At 35.4% G+C, this 23,246-nt stretch carries 27 protein-coding genes and 1 pseudogene; 7 read left to right on the forward strand and 21 right to left on the reverse strand.

Annotated features, from left to right (window positions below):
• Window positions 1-11: 11 nt before the first annotated feature.
• The 14 genes from FI644_RS24005 to yneA all read right to left on the reverse strand — a co-directional run bounded on the left by FI644_RS24005 (window position 12) and on the right by yneA (window position 9,873).
• On the reverse strand, window positions 12-323 hold the full coding sequence (locus FI644_RS24005) for a hypothetical protein (RefSeq protein WP_053475776.1): 312 nt from the start codon (window positions 321-323) through the stop codon (window positions 12-14).
• A gap of 220 nt (window positions 324-543) precedes the next feature.
• On the reverse strand, window positions 544-798 hold the full coding sequence (locus FI644_RS24010) for a hypothetical protein (RefSeq protein ID WP_156319104.1): 255 nt from the start codon (window positions 796-798) through the stop codon (window positions 544-546).
• Window positions 799-1,079: 281 nt separating this feature from the next.
• A complete protein-coding gene (locus FI644_RS24015; protein WP_053475774.1) occupies window positions 1,080-1,268 on the reverse strand; it encodes a hypothetical protein in 189 nt (62 codons plus the stop codon).
• Between the two features lie 286 nt (window positions 1,269-1,554).
• Entirely contained in the window at window positions 1,555-1,959 is a 405-nt protein-coding gene (locus FI644_RS27015) for a hypothetical protein (protein ID WP_231690055.1), read from the reverse strand.
• Window positions 1,960-1,971: 12 nt separating this feature from the next.
• Entirely contained in the window at window positions 1,972-2,163 is a 192-nt protein-coding gene (locus tag FI644_RS27020; RefSeq protein ID WP_231690054.1) for a hypothetical protein, read from the reverse strand.
• A 262-nt stretch (window positions 2,164-2,425) separates the two neighbouring features.
• Complete coding sequence (locus FI644_RS24025; protein ID WP_053475773.1) at window positions 2,426-2,734, reverse strand: hypothetical protein; 309 nt, start codon at window positions 2,732-2,734, stop codon at window positions 2,426-2,428.
• A 1,529-nt stretch (window positions 2,735-4,263) separates the two neighbouring features.
• Entirely contained in the window at window positions 4,264-4,866 is a 603-nt protein-coding gene (locus FI644_RS27025; protein WP_053475772.1) for a tyrosine-type recombinase/integrase, read from the reverse strand.
• A gap of 150 nt (window positions 4,867-5,016) precedes the next feature.
• Window positions 5,017-5,277, reverse strand: a complete 261-nt coding sequence (locus FI644_RS27030; RefSeq protein WP_056684330.1) for a phage integrase SAM-like domain-containing protein — start codon at window positions 5,275-5,277, stop codon at window positions 5,017-5,019.
• 201 nt (window positions 5,278-5,478) lie between these two features.
• Window positions 5,479-5,691, reverse strand: coding sequence for a YneF family protein (locus FI644_RS24035; protein WP_053475770.1), 213 nt, complete (start codon window positions 5,689-5,691; stop codon window positions 5,479-5,481).
• Between the two features lie 88 nt (window positions 5,692-5,779).
• Window positions 5,780-6,217, reverse strand: a complete 438-nt coding sequence (gene sirA, locus FI644_RS24040) for a sporulation inhibitor of replication protein SirA (RefSeq protein WP_053475769.1) — start codon at window positions 6,215-6,217, stop codon at window positions 5,780-5,782.
• 180 nt (window positions 6,218-6,397) lie between these two features.
• Window positions 6,398-8,404: a transketolase gene (gene tkt, locus FI644_RS24045; protein ID WP_142108896.1), complete on the reverse strand. Its 2,007-nt coding sequence runs from the start codon at window positions 8,402-8,404 to the stop codon at window positions 6,398-6,400.
• A 170-nt stretch (window positions 8,405-8,574) separates the two neighbouring features.
• Entirely contained in the window at window positions 8,575-8,805 is a 231-nt protein-coding gene (locus tag FI644_RS24050) for a DUF896 domain-containing protein (RefSeq protein ID WP_053475767.1), read from the reverse strand.
• Between the two features lie 73 nt (window positions 8,806-8,878).
• Window positions 8,879-9,529: a YneB family resolvase-like protein gene (locus FI644_RS24055; protein ID WP_056684327.1), complete on the reverse strand. Its 651-nt coding sequence runs from the start codon at window positions 9,527-9,529 to the stop codon at window positions 8,879-8,881.
• Between the two features lie 20 nt (window positions 9,530-9,549).
• On the reverse strand, window positions 9,550-9,873 hold the full coding sequence (gene yneA, locus FI644_RS24060; RefSeq protein ID WP_172797636.1) for a cell division suppressor protein YneA: 324 nt from the start codon (window positions 9,871-9,873) through the stop codon (window positions 9,550-9,552).
• A 154-nt stretch (window positions 9,874-10,027) separates the two neighbouring features.
• Here yneA and lexA point away from each other — a divergent pair, with 154 nt between their 5' ends.
• Window positions 10,028-10,651 carry a transcriptional repressor LexA gene (gene lexA / locus FI644_RS24065; RefSeq protein ID WP_053475764.1) on the forward strand — a complete coding sequence of 208 codons (624 nt, stop codon included), beginning with the start codon at window positions 10,028-10,030 and terminating at the stop codon, window positions 10,649-10,651.
• A gap of 95 nt (window positions 10,652-10,746) precedes the next feature.
• On the opposite strand, the gene glnA is transcribed toward lexA, so the two are convergent.
• From glnA to hflX, 4 genes are all read right to left on the reverse strand, one after another.
• On the reverse strand, window positions 10,747-12,081 hold the full coding sequence (gene glnA / locus FI644_RS24070; protein ID WP_053475763.1) for a type I glutamate--ammonia ligase: 1,335 nt from the start codon (window positions 12,079-12,081) through the stop codon (window positions 10,747-10,749).
• A gap of 35 nt (window positions 12,082-12,116) precedes the next feature.
• Window positions 12,117-12,518 (reverse strand): MerR family transcriptional regulator, encoded by a 402-nt coding sequence (locus FI644_RS24075; protein ID WP_142108897.1) that lies wholly within the window; start codon window positions 12,516-12,518, stop codon window positions 12,117-12,119.
• Window positions 12,519-12,680: 162 nt separating this feature from the next.
• Window positions 12,681-13,952, reverse strand: coding sequence for a methionine gamma-lyase family protein (locus FI644_RS24080; protein ID WP_053475761.1), 1,272 nt, complete (start codon window positions 13,950-13,952; stop codon window positions 12,681-12,683).
• Between the two features lie 14 nt (window positions 13,953-13,966).
• Window positions 13,967-15,223 carry a GTPase HflX gene (gene hflX, locus FI644_RS24085; RefSeq protein ID WP_142108898.1) on the reverse strand — a complete coding sequence of 419 codons (1,257 nt, stop codon included), beginning with the start codon at window positions 15,221-15,223 and terminating at the stop codon, window positions 13,967-13,969.
• Window positions 15,224-15,490: 267 nt separating this feature from the next.
• Between hflX and FI644_RS24090 the strand changes: the two genes are divergently transcribed.
• The gene (locus FI644_RS24090; protein ID WP_053475759.1) at window positions 15,491-16,093 is read left to right on the forward strand and encodes a trimeric intracellular cation channel family protein; all 603 of its coding nucleotides are present in this window, start codon (window positions 15,491-15,493) and stop codon (window positions 16,091-16,093) included.
• A 71-nt stretch (window positions 16,094-16,164) separates the two neighbouring features.
• On the opposite strand, the gene spoVK is transcribed toward FI644_RS24090, so the two are convergent.
• Window positions 16,165-17,112, reverse strand: a complete 948-nt coding sequence (gene spoVK, locus FI644_RS24095) for a stage V sporulation protein K (RefSeq protein ID WP_053475758.1) — start codon at window positions 17,110-17,112, stop codon at window positions 16,165-16,167.
• Between the two features lie 565 nt (window positions 17,113-17,677).
• Here spoVK and FI644_RS24100 point away from each other — a divergent pair.
• The 3 genes and pseudogenes from FI644_RS24100 to FI644_RS27035 all read left to right on the forward strand — a co-directional run.
• Window positions 17,678-17,968, forward strand: a complete 291-nt coding sequence (locus FI644_RS24100; RefSeq protein WP_053475757.1) for a DUF4257 domain-containing protein — start codon at window positions 17,678-17,680, stop codon at window positions 17,966-17,968.
• Window positions 17,969-18,356: 388 nt separating this feature from the next.
• The gene (rsiV, locus tag FI644_RS24105; protein WP_231690052.1) at window positions 18,357-19,127 is read left to right on the forward strand and encodes an anti-sigma-V factor RsiV; all 771 of its coding nucleotides are present in this window, start codon (window positions 18,357-18,359) and stop codon (window positions 19,125-19,127) included.
• 206 nt (window positions 19,128-19,333) lie between these two features.
• Window positions 19,334-19,465 (forward strand): annotated as a pseudogene (locus tag FI644_RS27035) (ABC transporter permease); the annotation flags it as partial.
• Window positions 19,466-19,639: 174 nt separating this feature from the next.
• Here FI644_RS27035 and hfq read toward each other — a convergent pair.
• Together hfq and miaA are read right to left on the reverse strand one after the other, a co-directional pair.
• Entirely contained in the window at window positions 19,640-19,870 is a 231-nt protein-coding gene (gene hfq / locus FI644_RS24115; RefSeq protein WP_053475754.1) for an RNA chaperone Hfq, read from the reverse strand.
• Window positions 19,871-19,898: 28 nt separating this feature from the next.
• Window positions 19,899-20,909 carry a tRNA (adenosine(37)-N6)-dimethylallyltransferase MiaA gene (miaA, locus tag FI644_RS24120; protein ID WP_053477510.1) on the reverse strand — a complete coding sequence of 337 codons (1,011 nt, stop codon included), beginning with the start codon at window positions 20,907-20,909 and terminating at the stop codon, window positions 19,899-19,901.
• A 305-nt stretch (window positions 20,910-21,214) separates the two neighbouring features.
• On the opposite strand from miaA, the gene mreBH reads away from it, so the two are divergent.
• Window positions 21,215-22,222, forward strand: a complete 1,008-nt coding sequence (gene mreBH / locus FI644_RS24125; RefSeq protein WP_142108899.1) for a rod-share determining protein MreBH — start codon at window positions 21,215-21,217, stop codon at window positions 22,220-22,222.
• 397 nt (window positions 22,223-22,619) lie between these two features.
• Entirely contained in the window at window positions 22,620-22,919 is a 300-nt protein-coding gene (locus tag FI644_RS24130; protein ID WP_056684322.1) for a hypothetical protein, read from the forward strand.
• The last annotated feature ends 327 nt before the right edge of the window (window positions 22,920-23,246 follow it).

Genomic DNA, 23,246 nt, shown 5'->3' on the forward strand with positions numbered 1-23,246 from the left:
GTGCTTATTACTTACAAACGCTCTTCAAGAGATAATATTCTAAAATTTAATTCGAAATTGTAATCTAAGAATCCTATAACTATCTGATTCTCTTGTGTTAGGGTTACAAATCTGAAGGTTGCATTATTATCGATCAAAAAATTTGAATCCAGTGGTGATTCCATCTTTGCAAAGACAGTTTGCGTATACTCAAGTGGAAGAACATCATCTACCCCATTATCTGGTCTACCAATAAAATTAAACATAATATTTTTCAGTGTCATTTGTTCAATATTCGATAAACTCTTCTTAAATGCTAGTTGGTTTGCAGTAATATTTTTCAACTTTATCACTCCTTAATAATAGATAAAGTTTATATTTAAAGACTTCCAGCATCAAGGGTATTATGATGACAAGCTTTTTACATTTTTATTACTTAATATTAATGAAATACCTGTTTTATTTAAGTTTAATACCGTGTAATTCACGTTCTTTCTCTCTTATCATTTACTGGTTTGGAATCCACCTACTACTAACCCTTTTTCGGTAAATAAAAAACTGGGTTTATGATGTTTGCTCATATAATTCAATTTCAATAATTCCTGCCCCTCTACAATCAGCCATATACTCATTGCTTTCTTGCCAGTAAAAATCTAATTCCCATTCACCTTTGTAATTATATAAAGGATATACTTCAAATCCATCTTCGATAAGCCATTGTGACGCTGCCCTGTAAGTAGTAAATGCTTTTTCAATCCAAGCTCTGTAATCCTCAAAAGATTCATAATTATTTATTTCAACTAAATATACTTTCATCATATACTCCCTTTTTTATTCCCCTTAAAACAACTTAAAATGTGTATTTTAAATGAACCTATGAATCTCATTTCTCGTCAACCTTACAACGTTCCCATATGGTGAAACACCTATAAATATTGGTTTTCCTAATCCTTGATGAAACTCAATTTTCCTACATGTTGCTACTCTTTTATTACCATCATGAGTAAAATATTCAAATCCTTTTCCTATGTATTTCATCATGATCCTCCATTTCCAATTAAAAAGTCACTTTTATACTTAATACTTTTTAATACTGTTCGTCATCCTTTTTCAACAATCCAACCATTTATCCTCGCATATTTTAATTTTCTTGAATACTTACGTTTCCATTCATCCCACTCTTTCATTCTCCCATGTGCAGCAAACACATTTTGTTTCTTTTGTTCATCGAGAATTTCAGCTACCCATTTAGGGACAACAGGCTTGTACAAATTGTTATTACTCTTCATCCATTTAACTCCTCTTCACTATTTAATCATTAAGGTAAAACAACATTTTTATTATGTATAACTGGTGATTCCCGAAGAAACCACCATACAAATCATTAGTTATAATTTATTTTATTAATTATTGAAAAGTGTCTTTACGTGACATTAGAATTTCTTTAATTTCATCATAATTATGTCCAACTTTAATAAAAGAAGCCATTACAGTTTCAACTTCAACAACCTTTCTCAAATCCTCTAATGTAAACGAATCTCGAAGTGGATCATTTTTATCGAGATCATATAAATTTCATAACTGGGTTACGTTACAATCAAATAATACTTTGTAAACTAAGTTAGTGAAAGTAACGTATTCATGTCCTTTTATTGATTTTCCTTCATAGAGTTTGATTGCATCAGTTAACCTTCTTCTTTCACGTTTACTGATTTCTCGTTCTACTGCCCAAAGTCTTTGCTCTTTGTCGGAAACTTCCTCAATATTAAGCAAATAATTTCTTACTGTTTTAGCTACTTCTGATTCGGTTAGGAGCATTCCTAGTCTTAAGAGACCTCTCCTATTAACAAGTGTCAAAGATGGAGCTGTTTTTAACTCAGGTTCAAGCTGCACCTGACCTTTAAAGTCCTTTAAAACCTTACCTTTTAGTATTCTGATTTCACCATACTCATTAAATTCATCTCTTTGACGTTTTATCACTGACTTGATTGTTTAAAATGGTACTTCATAATAACTTGCTGCAATTTGAATAGTTACCTCAAAATCATCTGTTAAAAAAGCTACTTCTTTTACCTTTTTAAGCATTTCATCCCTGTACACATGTTGATCCCTCATTGTTCGACTTTCTACTAAAATTAATTCATTTGAATATGTTAAACTAGCTTCCAGTTGCTTAATAGTCATTTAATTGACTCCACATTATAATTTATTTATCTATTAAACAATGATAATAATTATTCACTGTTATATAGCTTTTGTGATATACTAATCAACAAATCAAATGTCGATGTTCCAATAAGAACACTCTTGACCTTGGGTTGCGGTTGTCCTCTTCTGTGGTAGGAAGAGGACTTTTTAATAAATGATAGATTTTTTTACTAATTTATTTAATGTATAAAATTTAAAAAAATAAGGCATGTTTCACTCGACCTGTAATATGTATTTTTTACTCAACCTTATCAATTTTAATTAATCCATCCACCTTGCTCGATTCTTTAAAATAACAAATTACATTGTCTCCTACATTAATAATCTGATCAGGTTGTAATTTATCATGAGTAAAGAATATTACATTATCATTGTCCACTGACTCTCCAGTGTAGCCCTCGCTAGTCTTGTCTACTATGACATATTCATGTGTTATATAGTCTTCCGGTGATTCAGTATTGAAATTCGAATCAATTACCATTCTATAATACAGGTAAACTACCATTAGAACTAACATTAAACCTAAAAGTATATTCATTTTACCCATTTGTCCCATCCTCTTAGCTGCTCTTTTCCATCTTGTTTATCCTGTATGACCCAAACAGAAGTTCATTATTTTATCTCTAAATATATTCACACACAACCTCAAATATTAATATTTATTTATTAATTTATTTTGTCCATTGTGCAAAACAATGAATTTTGTATATCTATTCACTGGCGATATTTTGGGCTTACTGTTATATGCTTATCCTTGTTTAGATCTTTGCTCTGCAGCTATCATCATTACTTCACTAACCACAAAATAACATTCATCTGACATTGCTTAATATAATGCTATTTTCTCTTGGTCTTCTTTATTCATGAAAGGAATAATTAAGTTTATGAACAAAGAGGGAATCTTTGTCTTATTGTTCTGTTTCCTCTCTTCTCATTCTTTTCTCTCAATATGAATTTAAGTTGATACTGTACATTTGTTCATGTTCTGATTCTCCATTCTTAGATTTAAAATCCAGTGGTATTTTGTTATTTGTAATAGATTGAATTATAGGATTTCACGCTTAGATAGATTAATGAAATATGGCTTTGGAAGGTCTATTTTCTTAAGTAGGTTGATTGTTTTTCTTAGGTTAATCATCGTAGTTCCTCCCTTCGATATTACTGTTATTAATTTATTTTAACTAATTTATTAATAAAGTAACATTTGTTGTCTAGAGTAATAATTTTCTTTTCTCCCAGATATTCAATGGGTGCTTAAACAATTCCAGTATCAGTGATTACTTCCGCATATTCATTTGTTAATGTCCATAGTTTCATTTTAATTAACTCCTTTCATAAGCCAGTGATTTATTTTGAATTTTGTTATGCAAAAATTAAAATATTAAGTATATGAATTTATTTTATTTTTGTTATGTAAGTTATAACAATCCATTTATTAGTGGATGTTATAACATTTAATAAAAAAGAAGGCTCAGATAGTCCAGCGATATTATGAACTAACTGTTATGCTGCTTTCGACTAATGATCATTGTAGTGATTGTTATAACTGTTGTTATGGCTAGTAATATATTTGCTGTTATGAGTAACTTAGATGTATAGTCTGAAGATAGTCTTACAATGATGTAACAAGCAACAAAGACAAGGAATAATAAATCAGAATATTTTCTAAGTGATTGCATAATTTTTTGAGTGTGTGATCTAATGACACTTGAAAGGGAACTTTGTTAGCTTCCCTATTCAAGTTTTAATTGTCTAAAGTCGTATTATCGTTGTTGCCTTCTTCTAGTCCTAGCTCGACTTGATGAAGACTTTTTCTTTTGTATTCCTTTGTTATTAAGTCAGCAATTAAGCCTTATGTATGCTATGTAATATTTGCCCACCCACTTAAGGTTTGTTATTCTTATTGCAATTTCTCTTTCAAACATGTAACCTGTTCTAAATGATTTATTTTACATAACGGAAGAGGACAGCGAGTAATTGGCTGTCTTTTTTATTTATAGTGTACTTGTCTGGGACACTAACCTTCAAATACACTCATAAACAGATCATTTACTTGTTGAGACTTTAATTTACACTTTAAAATACCCGTATAAAGGCGAATGGATTGCGAATGTTCTTATTAGCTTTAACTTTAGCTATTAGCTGCTTAAATGACTCTACGCTGATCCTAGAAATGCTCTCAGAATCCATATCAACGTTCTTAGACTGCATTAAAACAACTCGTGCAAATTCAGTCACTTCTTTAGCAGAATAGTAGTAAGAAGCTAATTTAGATAACTCCGAAAGTCTATTATTTAAACGAGATAATGAATACAAATCTATTCCACTTAATAGACACTGAACCGCATAAAAATGCCTGAAAGTATGTGGAGATACCCTCTTACCTTCTATACAAGTCCTTTTGCCTGCTAATTTAATCTCATCATCCAGTGCGTTATGTGATAAATCAGATCCCAGATAGGTGAGAAAATAATAACTTGCCGTATATTTATTTATAAAATTTTGTTTTTTAAGTCTTTCAAACTTTATTAAAATACGTTTTAAAGCTGGTGAAATAAAAACTATACGTTCTTTCCCCCCTTTCCCATTTACTAGAATTGTTGTTTCTTTAACATTCTCAGATAGTAATCCTCCGATCTCCATCGCTCTAAGCCCACAATCAGCCATCATAGCAATCATTGGCTTTATTTCTGGCTTCTATGTATCCCTTGAAGGAAAAAGCGTCTATCATGGCTTGTACTTCTTTTTGAGTGAATCCTTTTAGTACTTTCTTAGATACCTTTGGTAGTTCAACCTTTTTAGTAATATTCTCTTTTAGATATTCTTCTTTTACACACCAAGAAAGAATGTACGAATTAATTTGAACATCGTAACTATAGATTGAGGTTGTAATTTATCTTTTTGTTTTAATCTCATATAAGCCTCTAAATCATGTGGAGTGATATTTTCTAAATCAACAATTCCTCGTTTAACAATTAAATACTCTTTTAACTGCTTTAGTTCTTGCCGTTTGTTAATCATTGTCTTTTTTGTGAATCCTTTCGCTTGGCAATGATAAAGATATTCTTCCAATACATCTTCTAATAACAACAAAAAAACCACCCTTTCTAGGTTAATCATTCACCCAGAAAAAGTGGTTTTGGTTGCAACTAAGAAAAATTAACCAATTTGAAGTGAAATTTAAGGGGAAGGTTTAACCTTTCCACGTTCCCTTTAAGGAAAATCCCAGTATCTTATTGGCTATCAATCAAACGTCAAACCCTTATTTATCAATGATTTGCTTGTCCACCATTATTTTGTTTGCTTGTTCATGGCGTTCATCATTTGATTGATTTTCTTTTGTGAAGGCTTTTGGCCCATTTGCATCATCATCATTTTTAACATTTGTTCATTGATTGGCGGATTTTTCTTTAAATAGCTCATCATATACTTTCGAGCAATGAAAAATCCTAGTGCTATTCCAGCAAGAAGAGCTAGAACACCGACTAGAATATAAGTCCACATATAAAACTTCCTCCTTCGTGTTGTCTACCATACAGTGTACTAAACCAAAGGTTATTATACAATATTTGCTTCATATTTTCTTCTTTTTTTAGACGAATTTTCTTTCTTTGATTGGTTTTAGCCAACCATAGCGGTGATGTTCAAGGTCAATTGCCAGAAAAGAAGACTCACTTTTCCTTAACACTTCAAAAAAAATGGTTTCGGCATCATAGTTTCCGCTTGCTTCTAATACTAAGGATTGATCATTGACTTCAAGTTTCGCATTGCTTCTTTTTCCCATTTTTATATAGTATGCACCTTTTTTTACGAGAAAATCATTCTTTCTATATAATTGTTGATTGACGTATTGATGAAGTTTTAATCCCGGTATCGGTTTTGTAATATATTGAATCTGCTTAGCTAAGATCGACTTCAATGCACCGGATGATTCCTCGTACTCCTGAAATAACTGAAAAAACATCTTTTCCCTGCCAAAGTAATGGGAAGCAAACTCCTCTTCAATTAAATACAAATGATAGGCTCTCATCCAAACCTCTCCTTCCGGGACAACCCCCTTTCTTCCTATTATAATGAATATTCACAAAACATTCTGTCTGTTGATGGCGAAAATTTCCTCTTGTTTTGTCGAAAGTGTATTATTCACACTATCGTTAATGGAATGTTGTATAAAAAAAGAAGAGCATGTATCGCTCTTCTTTTTCTTCTGTTAATTTTGTAATAATGTTTTCACACGGGAAACGACATTACTAACAGAGAAGCCATACTCCTCCATTACTTTTTCACCAGGTGCAGATGCGCCAAATTGATCGATGGCAAGTACATCGCCTTCATCGCCTGCATATCGATGCCAACCTAGAGAAGAACCCATTTCAATCGCTAATCTCTTCTTTACATCTTTCGGAATGACACTTTCTTTATACTCTTTAGACTGAGCTTCGAAACGATCCCAAGCAGGCATACTTACAACGGAAGCATAAATATCTTCAAGTGCTAAAGCTTTTTGTGCTTCAACAGCCAAACTCACTTCTGAACCTGCAGCAAGTAATAGTACATCGGCTTTCTCTTTGCCAGCTGGCGAAACAACATATCCACCTTTAGAAACACCATCATAAGCATTGCTATTTGTTCCTTTTAATGTTGGCAGGTCTTGTCGTGTCAATACTAATGCCGTTGGTTTATCTGTTGATTCAACTGCTAGTTTCCATGCAGCAGCCGTTTCATTCCCATCTGCTGGTCGAATAACAGATAAATTAGGCATGGCACGTAATGCAGCTAATTGTTCGATTGGTTCATGTGTAGGCCCATCTTCACCAACTGCAATACTATCGTGAGTAAATACATAAGTGACAGGTAGCTTCATTAAGGCAGCTAGACGTATTGCTGGACGAAGATAATCAGAGAATACGAAGAAAGTTCCTCCAAATACATTAAGTCCACCATGTAAAGCCATTCCATTTAGGGCAGCACCCATCGCAAATTCACGTACACCAAACCAAATATTTTTTCCATCAAATGAGTCTGGAGTAAAGTCCTTTTGCCCTTTAATCATCGTTTTGTTTGATCCTGCAAGGTCTGCAGATCCACCAATAAATGAAGGCAAGTTCTTAGAAATACCATTCAAAGCTTCTCCTGATGAAGCACGACTAGCAAGGCTTTTTCCTTCTTCATAGACAGGAATATCTCTATCCCATCCCTCAGGAAGCTCCCCTTTAATAGCTTGGTCAAGCTGTGCACCTAATTCGGGGTACTGATTTTTATATTGAGCAAACATGTCATTCCATTCTTGCTCTTTCTTTTCCCCTTGCTCCAACACTTGTTTTCTAAAATGCGCATAAACGTCTTCAGGAATATGGAAATCTTCCTCAAAAGTCCATTTATAAGCTTCTTTCGTTAATTTCAACTCATCAGCACCAAGTGGAGCACCATGAACATCTGATTTACCAGATTTATTTGGGGAACCGAACCCGATTACTGTCTTCACTTCAATAAGTGTAGGACGGTTTTCATCTTGCTTCGCTTCTTCGATTGCTTTTGCAATTTCAGAAAGGTCATTTCCATCTTCCACTTTTATATATTGCCAGCCATATGAAGTGAAACGTTGAGCAACACTTTCTGAGAATGATTTGTCTAAGTCCCCATCAAGTGAGATATCGTTAGAATCATAAAGGACAACTAAACGCCCAAGTCTTAAATGCCCTGCGAGAGAAGCTGCTTCAGCGGAAACACCTTCCATTAGATCACCATCTCCGCAAATACTGTATGTATAATGATCAACAATATTCATATTGTCTTTGTTATAAATTGCAGCCAAATGTCTTTCAGCCATCGCCATACCAACAGACATGGCAATTCCTTGGCCAAGAGGACCTGTAGTTGCATCTACACCAGGTGTATGACCGAACTCAGGATGGCCTGGAGTTTTACTTCCCCATTGTCTAAAGCCTTTAATATCTTCCATTGATACATCATAACCAGAAAGGTGAAGAAGACTATATAAAAGCATAGAGCCGTGTCCAGCTGATAGCACAAAACGGTCACGATTGAACCAGTTTGGATTTTTCGGATTATGATTCATATACCGAGTCCAAAGGGTATAAGCCATTGGTGCAGCTCCCATCGGCATGCCTGGGTGCCCGGAATTCGCCTTTTCAATCGCATCAATTGATAAAGTACGAATGGAGTTTATAGATAGAGCATCATTTTGATCAAACATTAAAAACATCCTCCCAACGAGTAATCATTACTCTTATAATAATATAGACAGCTTCATCTATATTCAATAAATTGTATCAAAACCAAGTAAAAAAGCTGATTTATTTATATCTTGTCACTTTTATAAGCCCCTATGTAAAGAAGGAATACAAATCTAATGTATTCCTCCGATTAATGAAGATTCTTTTTTTGAACTTCTTTAAGCTTTTTCGGTGTGACATCATTGCCATTTGGATCAACGATTGTTACACTTTTTAATGTATTAAACATTGAAGAACGAAACGTCTCTAAATACTCCCTGCGAAGGGTAGATTGCTCCTTTGCTTCTTGTTCAGTTAGACCTGTTTCTTTCGCTTTCTTAGCTAACATATTGATTCGATCAAGCTTTTCTTTAGGCAGCATAGTTAGGCTCCTTTATATTTATCATTAAACTCAACTGCCATAATACTAAAAATGACTCCTTTTGACAAGAAGTTCACTCTATAAGCTCAGAATCCATATATTCCTTATACCTCCTGTGTACAGTTGCTTTTGAAATATCATAACCAAATCCTCTAAGGGTTGCAGCAATTTCCGAAAAAGTTAAATCATTCTTGCGAAGTCTAACTATCTCTTCAATCGGAACTTCTATACGTTCCCTCCCAGAATGGACCCCCAAATTGGACAAATTTTTTTCAGGCCTATAACCATTTTTAACAGCTCTTTTCATCCCGCGTTTAATCTTAATGTTATGAAGTTTTCTTTGATATTCCTCTACCATGCCGACAATATTCAAAACCATAGAGTCAGATTCAGAAAGCTGCAATTCCCCGCTGTGAGAAATGCTGAATAATTTTATTCCTTCTTTTAAAATGCAATGTAGAATGGCGATCTTCGCATTGCCTCGCCCCAGCCTCGTTTCATCCTGTATTAAAAGGACATCAGCTTGATGTCCTTTTATTAATGACAGAAGTTCGAGAATTCCTTCCCGCTCTAAATCATAGCCGCTAGCTTGTTCTCTAATAACCTTAACAATTTCTAAACTTTTTTCATTTGCAAGTTTTGTAAGTTCCTCTTCTTGTCTTACGAGCGATGTTTCCTGCGTTTCTTTCGTAGTGCTGACTCGGCAGTAGATAATTGCATTCATATATTTCCCTTTCTCCTAATCTATTTGCTTTGTGAACTTGCCACTTCTGTTCCGTTTCCTTTTTCTATAGCAATTGGAAGAATAAGTTCATCTCCCGGATAGATTCTATCTCCTGCAATTCCATTATGCCTTTCAACCCATTCAACAAATTCGTTCGCTGATAGCATATGTTCATCGGAAAAGTCTTCAGCTATCTGCCAAAGCGAATCCCCCTCATTAACAGTAATTTTCTTTAGGCCATCTTCTCCTGAAAGGCCATTATAAACTATAAGGATAAATGAAGTTAGCAAGCTTAAAACGACTAGAATAATAGCATACGAATATTGATTCCACAATTTTTTCATTATATTTACACCTCGATAAGAATATATGTTCGTTTATTGATTTCATTATAAATCGAACACTTGTTTCGTGTCAACAATTGTTCGAACTTATGTTTGTACTTTTTACTAATAGATGCTATAATTGGGAAAAGAAATCATAAGTGAGGTAATTATGATGGTGAAATTATCGAAACGGCAACAGGATATATTAAATTTTATTAAGGATGAGGTAAAGCTTAAAGGATACCCGCCTTCTGTACGGGAAATCGGCGAAGCAGTTGGACTGGCTTCAAGCTCAACTGTTCATGGTCATCTAGCAAGATTAGAAACAAAAGGGTTAATTCGCAGAGATCCTACTAAGCCGCGTGCAATTGAGATTCTTGATTTAGATGAAGGTGCCGAGGCAATCAATTATAAAGTCGTAAATGTTCCGATTGTCGGAAAAGTAACAGCCGGTATGCCGATAACAGCCGTTGAAAATGTTGAGGAATACTTTCCTTTGCCTGAAAGGCTTGCCCCAGCAGATGAGCAGGTTTTTATGCTTGAAATCATGGGAGAAAGCATGATTGAAGCGGGAATTCTTGATGGAGATTACGTAGTAGTCAGACAACAAAGCACTGCAAATAACGGTGATATCATCGTCGCAATGACAGAGGATGACGAAGCAACCGTAAAAAGATTTTTCAAGGAGAAAGATCGAATTAGACTTCAGCCTGAAAATTCAACCATGGAACCGATTATTCTTCGTAATGTTTCTATTTTAGGTAAAGTAATTGGGGTATACCGAGATATTCATTAATAATTTTGCACTCGTGTCATTTGCACTGGGTTTTACTAGATTAAAAGAAAAAAGGGATGCTTAACTTTTAAGCATCCCTTTTTTTCAATCATATATTAATACATCGACATATATTGCTCACGTTCCCAAGGGTGGACTTGCGTACGGAACATATCCCATTCGATCTCCTTCGCTTCAACGAAGTGTTCGAAAATATGGCCCCCTAAAGCAGATATAATCGTTTCATTTCCTTTTAATTTTTCGAGCGCTTCAGCTAAAGTTGAAGGCAGATCATCAATCCCTTCAGCAATACGCTCATCTTTGCTCATCACATAAATATTACGGTCTACTGATGCGGGAGGAACAAGATTATTTTTAATACCGTCAAGACCAGCTTTTAGCAGTACGGCCATAGCCAAATATGGATTTGCAGCCGGATCCACGCTTCGAACCTCAACACGTGTACTTACTCCACGTGAAGATGGAATACGAATTAACGGAGAACGATTCTGTGCAGACCACGCTACATAACATGGGGCTTCATAACCAGGAACTAATCGCTTAAATGAATTAACTGTTGGATTCGTGACCGCTGTAAAACTTGTTGCATGTTTAAGAATACCCGCAATAAATTGCCGTGCATAATCACTCATTTGCAGATCGCCTTTTTCATCAAAGAACGCATTTCTTCCCTCTTTAAAAAGAGATACATTGCAATGCATACCTGATCCTGCTACACCGAATAATGGCTTTGGCATAAAAGTGGCATGCAAACCATGTTTACGAGCAATTGTTTTTACGACTAGCTTGAACGTTTGAATTTGATCACAAGCTGTTAGGGCATCCGCATATTTGAAGTCAATCTCATGCTGGCCTGGTGCTACCTCATGATGGGAAGCTTCGATTTCAAATCCCATTTCTTCCAGTTCAAGAACAATATCGCGTCGGCAATTTTCTCCAAGATCTGTTGGTGCTAAATCAAAATATCCTCCATTATCATTGAGCTCAAGGGAAGGGTCTCCATTTTGATCTAATTTAAATAAGAAGAATTCAGGCTCTGGCCCTAAATTGAAGTCTGTGAAGCCCATTTCTTCCATTTCCTTTAAAATACGTTTTAAGTTATTGCGAGGATCTCCTTGAAATGGAGTCCCATCTGCATTATGAATATCACAAATTAGACGAGCTACCTTGCCTTTTTCAGCAGTCCACGGAAATACTACCCATGTGTCTAAATCCGGGAATAGGTACATATCTGATTCTTCAATTCGAACAAAGCCTTCAATTGAGGAACCATCAAACATCATTTTATTATCAAGCGCTTTTTCAAGCTGGCTAATAGGAATCTCAACATTTTTAATCGTTCCCAAAATATCTGTAAATTGGAGACGGATAAACTTTACATTCTCTTCAGCTGAAATTCGTTTAATATCCTCTTTTGTAAACCTTGCCATATAATAATTCCTCCTTTTTGTTTAAAGCCACTTTATCAGTGGAATAAGCGTGTTTTATTCCCTTGGCTTGATAAATGTTGGTTAAATCTTCCGGCTTGTACGATTTCTTTTCTAAGATGTCTTCTGATTTCGTCATTAGATAGTTCTCTCTCTGATTTAAGCGGTTTTACATCAGAAGCGATTACTTCTTGATTTTGCACAAATAATAGCTGTTTAATTCCAGCCATATTGATTCCCTGATCAATAAGATCTTTAATTTCAAGGAGTTTGTCAATATCATTGAGCGAGAACAATCTTCTATTGCCTTCAGATCGAGCTGGAGAAATCAATTGGTGCTCTTCATAATACCGAATTTGCCTTGCAGTCAAATCAGTCAGCTGCATGACAGGCCCAATTGGAAAAAGCGGCATGGAACGTCGAATGTTGCTTCCAGTCACTTCTTTCTCCTCCTTTACAAATTTTCTATTATTAGAATAAACGATGTTAGGTTTATTGTCAAACATATGTTAGATTTTCTGACATGACATTTAAAAAAATAAAAGGCTTGGATTATTGACAACCCAAACCTCTCAATTCTTATTTAACTTATTACAATTCTTCTAATTAACATCAATAAAACCCTTATCTGCTAATCCATTAAGAGCATGACAGATAGCGATTTTCACATGGGAATAAGTGAGCCCCCCTTGTACATAGGCAACGTACGGCGGCCTAATGGGACCGTCTGCAGAAAGCTCGATGCTTGCACCTTGAATAAAAGCGCCAGCAGCCATAATGACATCATCCTCATAGCCAGGCATTGGACTTGGATATGGTGTTACATGCGAATTGATCGGTGCCGCAAATTGAATAGCTTGGCAAAATGCAACCATCATATCACGGTCATCAAATTGTACCGCCTGAATTAAATCCGTTCTTTTTGCATCCCATTTCGGGGATGAGTTCATGCCAAATCGCTCTAGAATGGCTGAGGTAAACACAGCCCCTTTCAATGCTTGGCCGACAATATGCGGAGCCATGAAAAAGCCTTGATACATTTCTTGCAAGCTATATAAGGAAGCTCCTGCTTCCGCACCAATGCCAGGTGAGGTCATTCTATAAGAGCATGCCTCCACCCATTTTACTTTTCCGACAATATACCCGCCTGTCTTTGCAATCCCGCCTCCAGGATTCTTTATGAGGGAGCCAGCCATTAAATCAGCTCCGATATGACAAGGTTCCATCTCTTCAACAAACTCACCATAGCAATTATCGACGAAAACAACCACATCCGGTTTGATTTCTTTCACAAACTGAATCATTTCTTTTATTTGTGTGATCGTAAAGGATGGTCTTGTTGCATATCCTTTGGAACGCTGAATTCCGATCATCTTTGTATTTGGTTTAATGGCCTGTTCTACAGCACGATAATCAACTGAACCATCATTCTTTAAAGGAACACTATTGTATGAAATACCAAATTCCTTTAATGATCCGTTTCCGCTTCCCCTAATTCCTACTATTTCTTCTAGCGTATCATATGGCTTGCCAGTAATATATAGCAATTCATCTCCAGGACGGAGGACGCCAAACAAAGAAATGGAAATCGCATGTGTGCCAGAAATGATCTGCGGTCTAACAAGAGCAGACTCTCCGCCAAATACTTCTGCATAAATTTTTTCAAGCGTATCACGGCCAATGTCATCATACCCGTATCCAGTTGTAGGAATAAAATGTGAATCACTTACCTTATTATTTTGAAAGCTCTTTAATACTCTAAATTGGTTTTCATCAATCCGCTTATCAATATACTGAAGGACTGATGCAATTTGCTGCTCCACTTCATTTACAATCGGCTGCAGTTTTTCCCCATTTGATAATTGTTGAAACATGTTGTTCTCCTTATCTAAATCTTATATTTACTAATTTGTCCGGCTATTTGATGATCCTCTAAATAATAACCATTGCAAATGTAGATTTGTTTTTCCTCATGAAAGGATAGTTCGCGAAGTATTGTCTCATTTTTCAACTGTGATAGAAGCTTTCCTTCTGTAGAAGGCACCTCCACATGATAGAAACTCATCATACTTAACACGATTTCTTCCAATAATTTCATTAAATTATTTCGGTCATACTCATCAAATGCACTAATTTGGATTGTTTTCGTTTTTGCTGTTGGGACAAAATCAGAATGCTGAAGATCTTTTTTATTATATACGACTATTTGTGGGATTTTTTCATTTTCTAAATCCTCAAGCAGCTTGTTTACAGTCTGTTCATGCTGGTAATAATCAGGACTTGAACTATCAACCAGATGAAGCAAAAGGTTAGCCTCTTTCACTTCTTCCAGTGTAGATCGGAAAGCAGCGATAAGAGTCGTTGGCAAATCTTGTATAAAACCAACAGTGTCTGTTAAGAGGGTCAAAAATCCGCTCGGCAAAATAACCTTTCTAGTCATTGGGTCTAGGGTAGCAAACAGTTGATTCTCTTCAAATGAGTCTGCCTCTGTTAGCCGATTAAATAATGTTGACTTTCCAGCATTTGTATAACCAACAAGGGCAATCTGGAAAGCTTTATTTTTTTTCCGTCTTTCCCGGTACCTATCCCGGTGTTTAACAATAACCTCTAGCTGTGTTTTAATGTCATTAATGCGATTTCGAATATGACGGCGATCAGACTCCAGTTTTGTTTCACCAGGTCCACGTGTTCCAATACCCGCACCTAACCTTGATAATTGTGTTCCCTGCCCCATAAGTCGAGGCAGCAAATATTGAAGCTGAGCTAGTTCTACTTGTAATTTTCCCTCTTTCGAACGAGCCCTACCAGCAAAAATATCCAATATTAATTGTGTTCGGTCAATAATTCGCGCTTCAAAATCTCTTGAAAGATTTCGAACCTGACTTGGTGATAATTCATCATTAAAGATGATTAAATCTGCTTCCAACTCTTCCTGCAGGGCAGTTAGTTCTGCAACTTTTCCTTTTCCTATGTATGTAGCTGGGTGGATGCGTTCTCGTTTCTGCGTAACAGTAGACACTACTTTTCCTTTTGCTGTTTCTGTCAATGATCCGAGTTCATCCATTGAATAACCAAATCGCTGATCATCTTCATTCGTTTGACAACCAACTAAAATGACTTTTTCAAATTCAGTCTTTTGTTCCAATCAACAACCTTCTTTCATCATTAATCTAATTCTCATCATATCAAAAATCGAGCGGCAACTCTAATTTTCGTAAGTGCTAAGTTTTATTTTATTATTCCTAATATTAACCCCTTAATTATATTAAAAGGATTGTAAATATCGATATTTTTGGTAAAATCATATTGTTTGCACAAAAACTAGTAATCTATAAACATATCTGGGTCTTTATCAAGTTCCACTTTTCATATCCTAATCAGTAGCAATCATCACCAAAGAGGAGCCGAAATCATGACATGGGAAGTTTTAAGTATGATTGGAACGATCGCTTTTGCCATAAGCGGAGCGATTGTTGCAATGGAAGAGGAATATGACATATTAGGTGTGTATATTTTAGGAATTGTAACCGCCTTTGGTGGAGGAGCCATTCGAAATCTTTTAATTGGTGTTCCCGTATCCGCCCTATGGGAGCAAGGACTGTTTTTCCAAATTGCGTTACTTTCCATAACAGCCGTATTCCTTTTTCCGAATAATTTATTAAAACACTGGCAAAAGTGGGGGAATTTTTTTGATGCGATCGGGCTTTCAGCCTTCGCTATCCAAGGAGCACTTTATGCTTCTGAAATGAATCATCCGCTAAGTGCAGTAATCGTTGCTGCTGTTCTAACAGGCAGCGGTGGAGGAATTGTTCGTGACCTTCTCGCTCGAAGAAAGCCTCTTGTTTTAAAAGCTGAAATATATGCTGTGTGGGCCATTCTTTGCGGGCTCGCCATTGGACTAAAAATCGCCGTTTCTTCTTTTGAATTATATACTTTATTTATTGTTATTACTGGATTAAGGGTACTTTCATATACGTATAGATGGAAACTGCCAGCCCGGAGACTAGGTACTTAAATAGATAAGAGCAACATCCGATATCCCCATATATAAAGGATTCCGTGAAGACGGAATCCTTTTGTAATCCGTTAATCCTCTTCAAAAACTAAATCATTGCTTCTAATCGTTATTAATTCATGCCGATCAAACGTATTTTGCATCAATAACCTCATCGCTTGAGCACGAATTGATTTTTCAATGACGTTCCTAATATATCTTCCATTTGAAAAACTTGCTGGGTTTAATACTGTTTTAACCCATATTAAATGCTCTCGAAGCTTCTTCTCAGCTTCATGGCTAAAAGTATATTCTCTGTCCTTTAGCATTCGTTGTCCAATATCCATCAGTTGAATAATCGAATAATCCGGGAAGTCGATGACAAGAGGAAATCGTGAATGCAATCCTGGATTTAAGGTGAGAAAATAGTCCATTTCCTTCGAATAACCTGCCAGAATAAGAATAAAATCATGCTGTTTATCTTCCATATGCTTAACAAGTGTATCAATCGCTTCCTTGCCAAAATCCTTTTCCCCGCCTCTTCCAAGTGAATAAGCCTCATCAATGAAAAGGATTCCGCCAATCGCTTTTTTTATTAAATCCCGTGTTTTTTGTGCGGTGTGTCCAATGTACTCGCCCACAAGATCTGCTCGCTCTGCTTCGATTAGATGCCCCTTTGATAACACATTCATTTTTTGAAAAAGCTTGCCAATTAACCTTGCAACTGTTGTTTTTCCAGTGCCTGGATTTCCTTTAAACATCATATGGAGTGCCTGTTTTCCTGCTTTTAACCCAGACTCCTCCCGTTTTTTATTTACATATAACCATGCATAAATTTCCTTTATCATTCTTTTCATTTCTTCCATGCCAACTAATGTGCCAAGTTCATCCTCTATATCTTTAAGTGCCGCATGTTCTGGTGGAATGTCTTTTGGGAGAGGTTGAGATTCAGGTAATTCTTTCGCCAATGTCTTTCGTTTCTGTGAATTAAGGACAATGCTAATCTGCCCGTTATTTTTCATGCGAATCGGCTGGTCCAAAAGCGTTCACCTCACGTTCTCAAAACAGTATACGCCTAGAAGATATTTTTGTGACAAATGCCTATATTTCATCACGATTACATTCTTAATAAAAAATACTATATCTATATGTATTCAAGCTGTGCTTACTTCATTAAAGATTTTACGGAAAACGCACAAAAATCCCCCGCTGCAGCTAAAATCTTAGTGTGGGTAAACTACTTCGAAGCCATTGCCACTTTATCAAATTTATTTATTGTTTTGGACAATGCTCCTTTCCCTGCCAGCGAGCGGACTGTTACAGGTGTGACTTCATAGACTTTTGATTGAATGGTAATGGTTTGTCCAAGTTTGTCTTCTATTTTATTACTAAGATAGAGAACTATGCCTTAAAATATAATGCAATAGTATGACCATTTCAAAATTGTAATTATTATACAGTATACTTTTCCTAGGGAAATTATTGGAAAATTCGGTAATTTTACACATTCTATTTTAAACAATATCCTTATATACTAGTAATACACCAAGAATCAAACTAAGGTCGCTTAACCAAAAATCACGACTTTAGGAGTGTGAAGTGCAAATGTTGTTGAACATTATCTTCGCTGTTTTGATTGGTGGACTAGTCGGTGTGGCAGGGCATCTAAGTAAAGAGGGGAAACTAGTAGTGCCCCGAAAAACAAAAAAGTTTATTTATCTAGGATTTTGGGAAGAAGTCATCTTAGGAGCTCTTGGTGCAGTTTTTTTGGTTGTCTATACAGATCCTGATTCAACACTGAAAGTTATCCTCCTTTCTATCATTGCAGGTTTTGGAGGAGAAGCGTTGTTAAAAGGACTGGAGCTTTTAAAGGTTCGACAAAAAGATAATAGGTAATGGCATCCGAGTTACAGGATCTCTAGAATCCTTTCACAAAAAGTTTAATAATCTTTGAAAATGGCGAACAGTCTCAGTCACTGCTCGCCATTATTTAATTGCAATGATATTACCAAAATGCCATTTAACTCGAATGGATCTTGTCATCATTATTAAATCATGTTTCAACCTCTTTGAAGTTTTTTATAACCTTTACTATTAGAAAAAAATTTAAAGAAATTTTTCAAACTTTTTTCTCCCCCATCGGCGTCTATTTTATGTAACACATCAAAGATACGTATCTAACAAAAAGGGCCCTATAAAACATAAATAATATTATTGTTAGAACGGTGAAAGAGCCGCTCAAGATACCGGAAATTTAATTAACTATAAAATGGAGATGATTCTAATGAAAAAAGGCTATAAATGGCTTATTGGATTAACTACTGCAGCAGCTATCTTTACAGCAAGTGTAAATACAAGCGCATCATTCGCAAAAACTTTATCAGACGTACCTGTAGTTGGCACTATGGTAAAGGGAGTTACTTTTACCGCTGAAGGAAAAGATGTTAACGCCCAGCTACAAGTTCCTAAAATAGAAAGTCTTGAGAATAAAGAGCTTGAGAGCAGTCTTAATCAAAAGTATTTAGCTGAAAACCAAAAATTATATGATGAGTTTAAAAAGGAAGTAAATGAAATAAAGGAAAAAGGAAATGGTCATTTAAGCGTCAATTCAGGCTATGAAGTAAAAACAGATGATGAACTCATATTCTCTATCGGAAGATATACTGATAAAGCTAAAGGCTCTTCATCTACAACAATGAAATACGATACAATTGATAAAAAAGAACAAGTTCTATTAACTCTTCCAATCTTATTTAAAAATAATGATTATATAGCAGATATTAGTGAAAATATTAAAAGTCAAATGAAGGAACAAATGAAGAAAGATAGCAATAAAGTTTACTGGGTAAACGACGGAGGCATTGAAGACATAAATATAGTAGATAAATTCAAGCAGATTTCTGCTGATCAGAACTTCTATATTAACAAGGATCATAAATTAGTTATCTCTTTTGACGAATATGAAGTTGCACCTGGTTATATGGGCATTGTTGAATTCGTTATTCCTACTGAAGTGATTTCTAAAGACTTAGTTGGTCACAATTACATTAAATAAGTAAAGGCAGAAAACTCTAAAGGGGTTCGGGATGAAATCATTCCGAACCCCTTTTTGCAGGTAATCTGCAGCTTCTATTTCTTCATAACACCAATGGAATAGATAAAAAATCAGGTTCCTGCTTTGCAACAGATTGACTGATAAGCTTATCAAATTTTGGGCTGCAGCAGTTTGTGAAGTTCCCAGAGTTCTTTGATGTATATAAATCAAATGATGCATTGAGCGTCATTTTGAATGGTCAATGGTGGAGGCTGTTTTTCCTTGGTCTTCTAATTTCATTATTGATATTTGCCTTTAATGCCTTTGGGGACGGATTACAGAATGCGCTTGATCCGAGCACAAATAATCACAGGAGGGTCTTTATATGCACCAATTTTTGCTTTTACCTTTTTTCCTTATTTAGCCAAAACTTTCTTCTGTATTCATTTTTATATAACTTAACTACATACAACAAAATCCCCCGCTCCAATAGAAGCGAGGGTCATATTCATTTTATTTATATAACTAGAATTTTACTGGTTATCCATATCAAGCTGTACATTTCGCTGAGGGGCAAATGTTGAAATAGCGTGTTTATAGACGAGCTGTTGCTTTCCTTCAGATTCAAAAAGTACAGTAAAATTATCAAAGCCTTTAATTTGTCCTCTGATTTGGAATCCATTTAATAAAAAGACCGTTACATTTGTATTATCCTTGCGAAGCTGATTTAAAAATTGATCTTGAATATTGATCGATGTTTTCATACTATTTCCTCCTCTTTTATCTCTAATATTATGTATTCGATTTTAATTGCAGCTTTCCTTCAATATACGTTGAAATTTCATCAAGTTTTTTTTCAAATCCACCTAAACTCACAGCATCTGTCATATCAAACCAATCAACATTCATTTTATTTCGAAACCATGTTAACTGTCTTTTGGCGTAACGTCTTGAATTTTGCTTTAACTGTGTGATCGCTTCTTCGAGTGTTACGTGTGCTTGAAAATATTCGTAAATTTCTTTATATCCAATTGCTTGAATCGATTGGCAGCCCTTTAATCCATGCACGTACAGCTTCTCTACTTCTGGAAGAAGTCCATCACTTATCATTAAATCTACTCTCTTATTTATACGTTCATACAGCATTTCCCGTTCCATCGTTAAACCAATCATAGCTGTTTGATACATCAATTCTGGCTGTTGATTTTTCTGGTAGTTACTTACCGTTTTTCCAGTAACATGATACACTTCTAGTGCTCTAATTACTCGGCGAACATTATTAGGATGGATTTTATTTGCACTTTCTGGGTCTACTTCCATCAATTCTCGATGCAGCTTCTCATTCCCTTCAATATCTGCTCTTTTTTCCAGCATGATACGAAAATGATCGTCAGAAGGTGCATCCGAAAATTGGTAATCACAAATGACTGACTGAATATATAACCCGGTACCGCCAACAATCATGGGGAGCTTACCCCTTTGTGAAATCTCTGCAATTTTCAATCGGACAAGTTCTTGAAACTCTGCAACTGAAAAAGGTTCGTCTGGATTTTTTATGTCAATTAAATGATGTGGGATTCCTTCCATTTCACTTGGCATAATTTTTGCCGTACCAATATCCATCCCTTTATAAATCTGCATCGAATCGCCACTAATAATTTCTCCGTTAAATCTTTTTGCTAATTCAATACTTAATTTCGTCTTCCCCACTGCTGTTGGACCAATTAGCACAACAAGCTTTTCTCTCTTGTTCAATCTACACTCACTGCCTTTGCTGCCTACTATAATATCTGTTTCCTTCATGTATAACAAGGATATTTGCCCTTATCGTATCATATTGAGTGAATACTTTCCTGTTATTTATCTTATCAAAAACATATTCGTTTTCCACATCTAAACATTATTAACAGAAAATGTTCCTCCTATTCATTTTTCATTGGATATAATCTACCATATTCTTTTCATTTATTAAATATATAGGTTAAAATTTCCTCAATCATTACATTTCATTTACGTTACGATAACAATTCATTTTAAACCCCCAAATTCGTGTTAACGTATTAGAAGATTATAAGGAACATGAAAGAATAGAAAATAGGTGGGAAATAATGATTACAACTTATGAACTAGGAATTGATCTAGGAACTGCAAATATTCTCGTATATTGTAAAAATAAAGGAATTACTTTTAATGAGCCCTCTGTTGTAGCAATTGATACAGTATCTCAAAAGGTGTTAGCGGTCGGAAAAGAAGCAAAAGAAATGATCGGTAAAACACCAGGCAAGATTATCGCAATTCGTCCATTAAAGGATGGCGTGATTGCAGATTATCAAACAACTACTGATATGCTTAGATATGTAATAGGAAAAGCAACGAAAAAAGCTGGATTTTCAATTAGAAAGCCTAATGTAATTATATGTACTCCTTCTGGTTCTACGAGTGTAGAAAGAAGAGCCATACAGGATGCTGCCAAAAATGCTGGAGCAAAGCAAGTCCATTTAATTGAAGAACCTGTTGCGGCAGCAATTGGCGCTGACTTACCAGTTGATGAGCCGATAGCAAATGTTGTTGTTGATATAGGTGGTGGCTCTACAGAAGTCGCCATTATTTCATACGGAGGAGTTGTAGCCTGCCATTCTATTCGTATTGGAGGAGATAAGCTTGACGATGATATCATCCAATATGTTCGCAGAGACTTCAATGTCCTAATAGGTGAAAGAACTGCTGAGCAGGTGAAAATGGAAATTGGCTATGCCCTTATTGATCATGAGGAATTAACAATGGATATCCGTGGACGAGATCTTGTAACTGGCCTGCCAAAAACGATTACATTGTCATCATACAAAATTCGTGAGGCCATAAGAGAATCATTGCTTCACATTCTCGAAGCAATCCGAGCCACATTAGAGGATAGTCCAGCAGAATTAAGCGGCGATATCGTTGATCGTGGCGTCATATTATCTGGTGGCGGCGCTCTTATTAATGGGCTACAGGAATGGATTGCGAATGAAATCTCTGTGCCTGTTCATCTAGCCCCAAGTCCACTAGAATCTGTAGCAATTGGGACAGGCAAAGCTTTGAAGTATATTGGGAAATTGCAAACTGCGACTAAGTAAATAGATTGAAATGGAGTGTACTCTTCAAAGAAATGAGTGCACTCTATTTTAACTCACCTATAGTTTACATAATAATATTATAATCAATTTATATTCATATAAAAAATACACGTGTTAACTTGTGAAAAGTATACAAGGGAATAGATATAATATTTAGATAACTATCATCATTGGTTCATACCTTTTCTTCTTTGGAGTAATGTTTTAACGACCGATTTCAGATACTCCAGTGAATTTGTCAGCCATGAAGGTTCATATGGATTGGTTTCTGTAGCCCTAAAGGGTATTGGAAACCATATTTGTTAATAGTGAGGTTTCTTGAAGATAACATGGTATTCGTAACTTTGGGGAATCATATGAAAAGTTACAATCATTAAGAAACAAAGGGGAATATACAATGGATAAAAGATTAGCTGAAATTCAACAAAGGCTAACAAAGGAACAAAAAGACTTATCAATTTTCGTAAAACATGTATTTGATGAGTATGATAAGAAAGCAGACGAACATCGACGTCTAATCGCTTCGAACGCACTAGCTGGTATAAAAACAACTGGAGTTGAAGAAAAAGTATTCTACGATACGATACAAGAAACTAAACGATGGATGCTTAATGTCTTGGAGCGTACAGCTCAAGACTTAGAACACACTGGAGATAAAAATTGGAATAAAAATTTTCCCGATGGTGTACATGAATAGGTATAATATATAGAAAACTTTAGATTTGCTTAACTCTCTTATAGATGACATACAGCTCTTATTAAGAAAATAAAAAAACTAACCTAAGTGTTAATTAGCTTTTACTTCAAAAGCGAATGAAGGATATTTTCTTCGTTACCTGACCAAGTTTGATCCTTCATAGCCCCGATGAAGGTCATTTCTAGGTATCTGATAGGTTTTGTCCTTCATATTTGATTTCTATAGGTTTAAACCTATAGAAATCTCCTTGATATAGTGTTAATCCATTTAATAAAATAAATTTTCTGGTTCATATAAGAATAATTTTTGACAACTGAACCATTGTTC

Source organism: Cytobacillus solani, from assembly GCF_006704205.1.
In the GTDB taxonomy this organism is placed as follows: Bacteria; Bacillota; Bacilli; order Bacillales; family Cytobacillaceae; genus Cytobacillus; species Cytobacillus solani.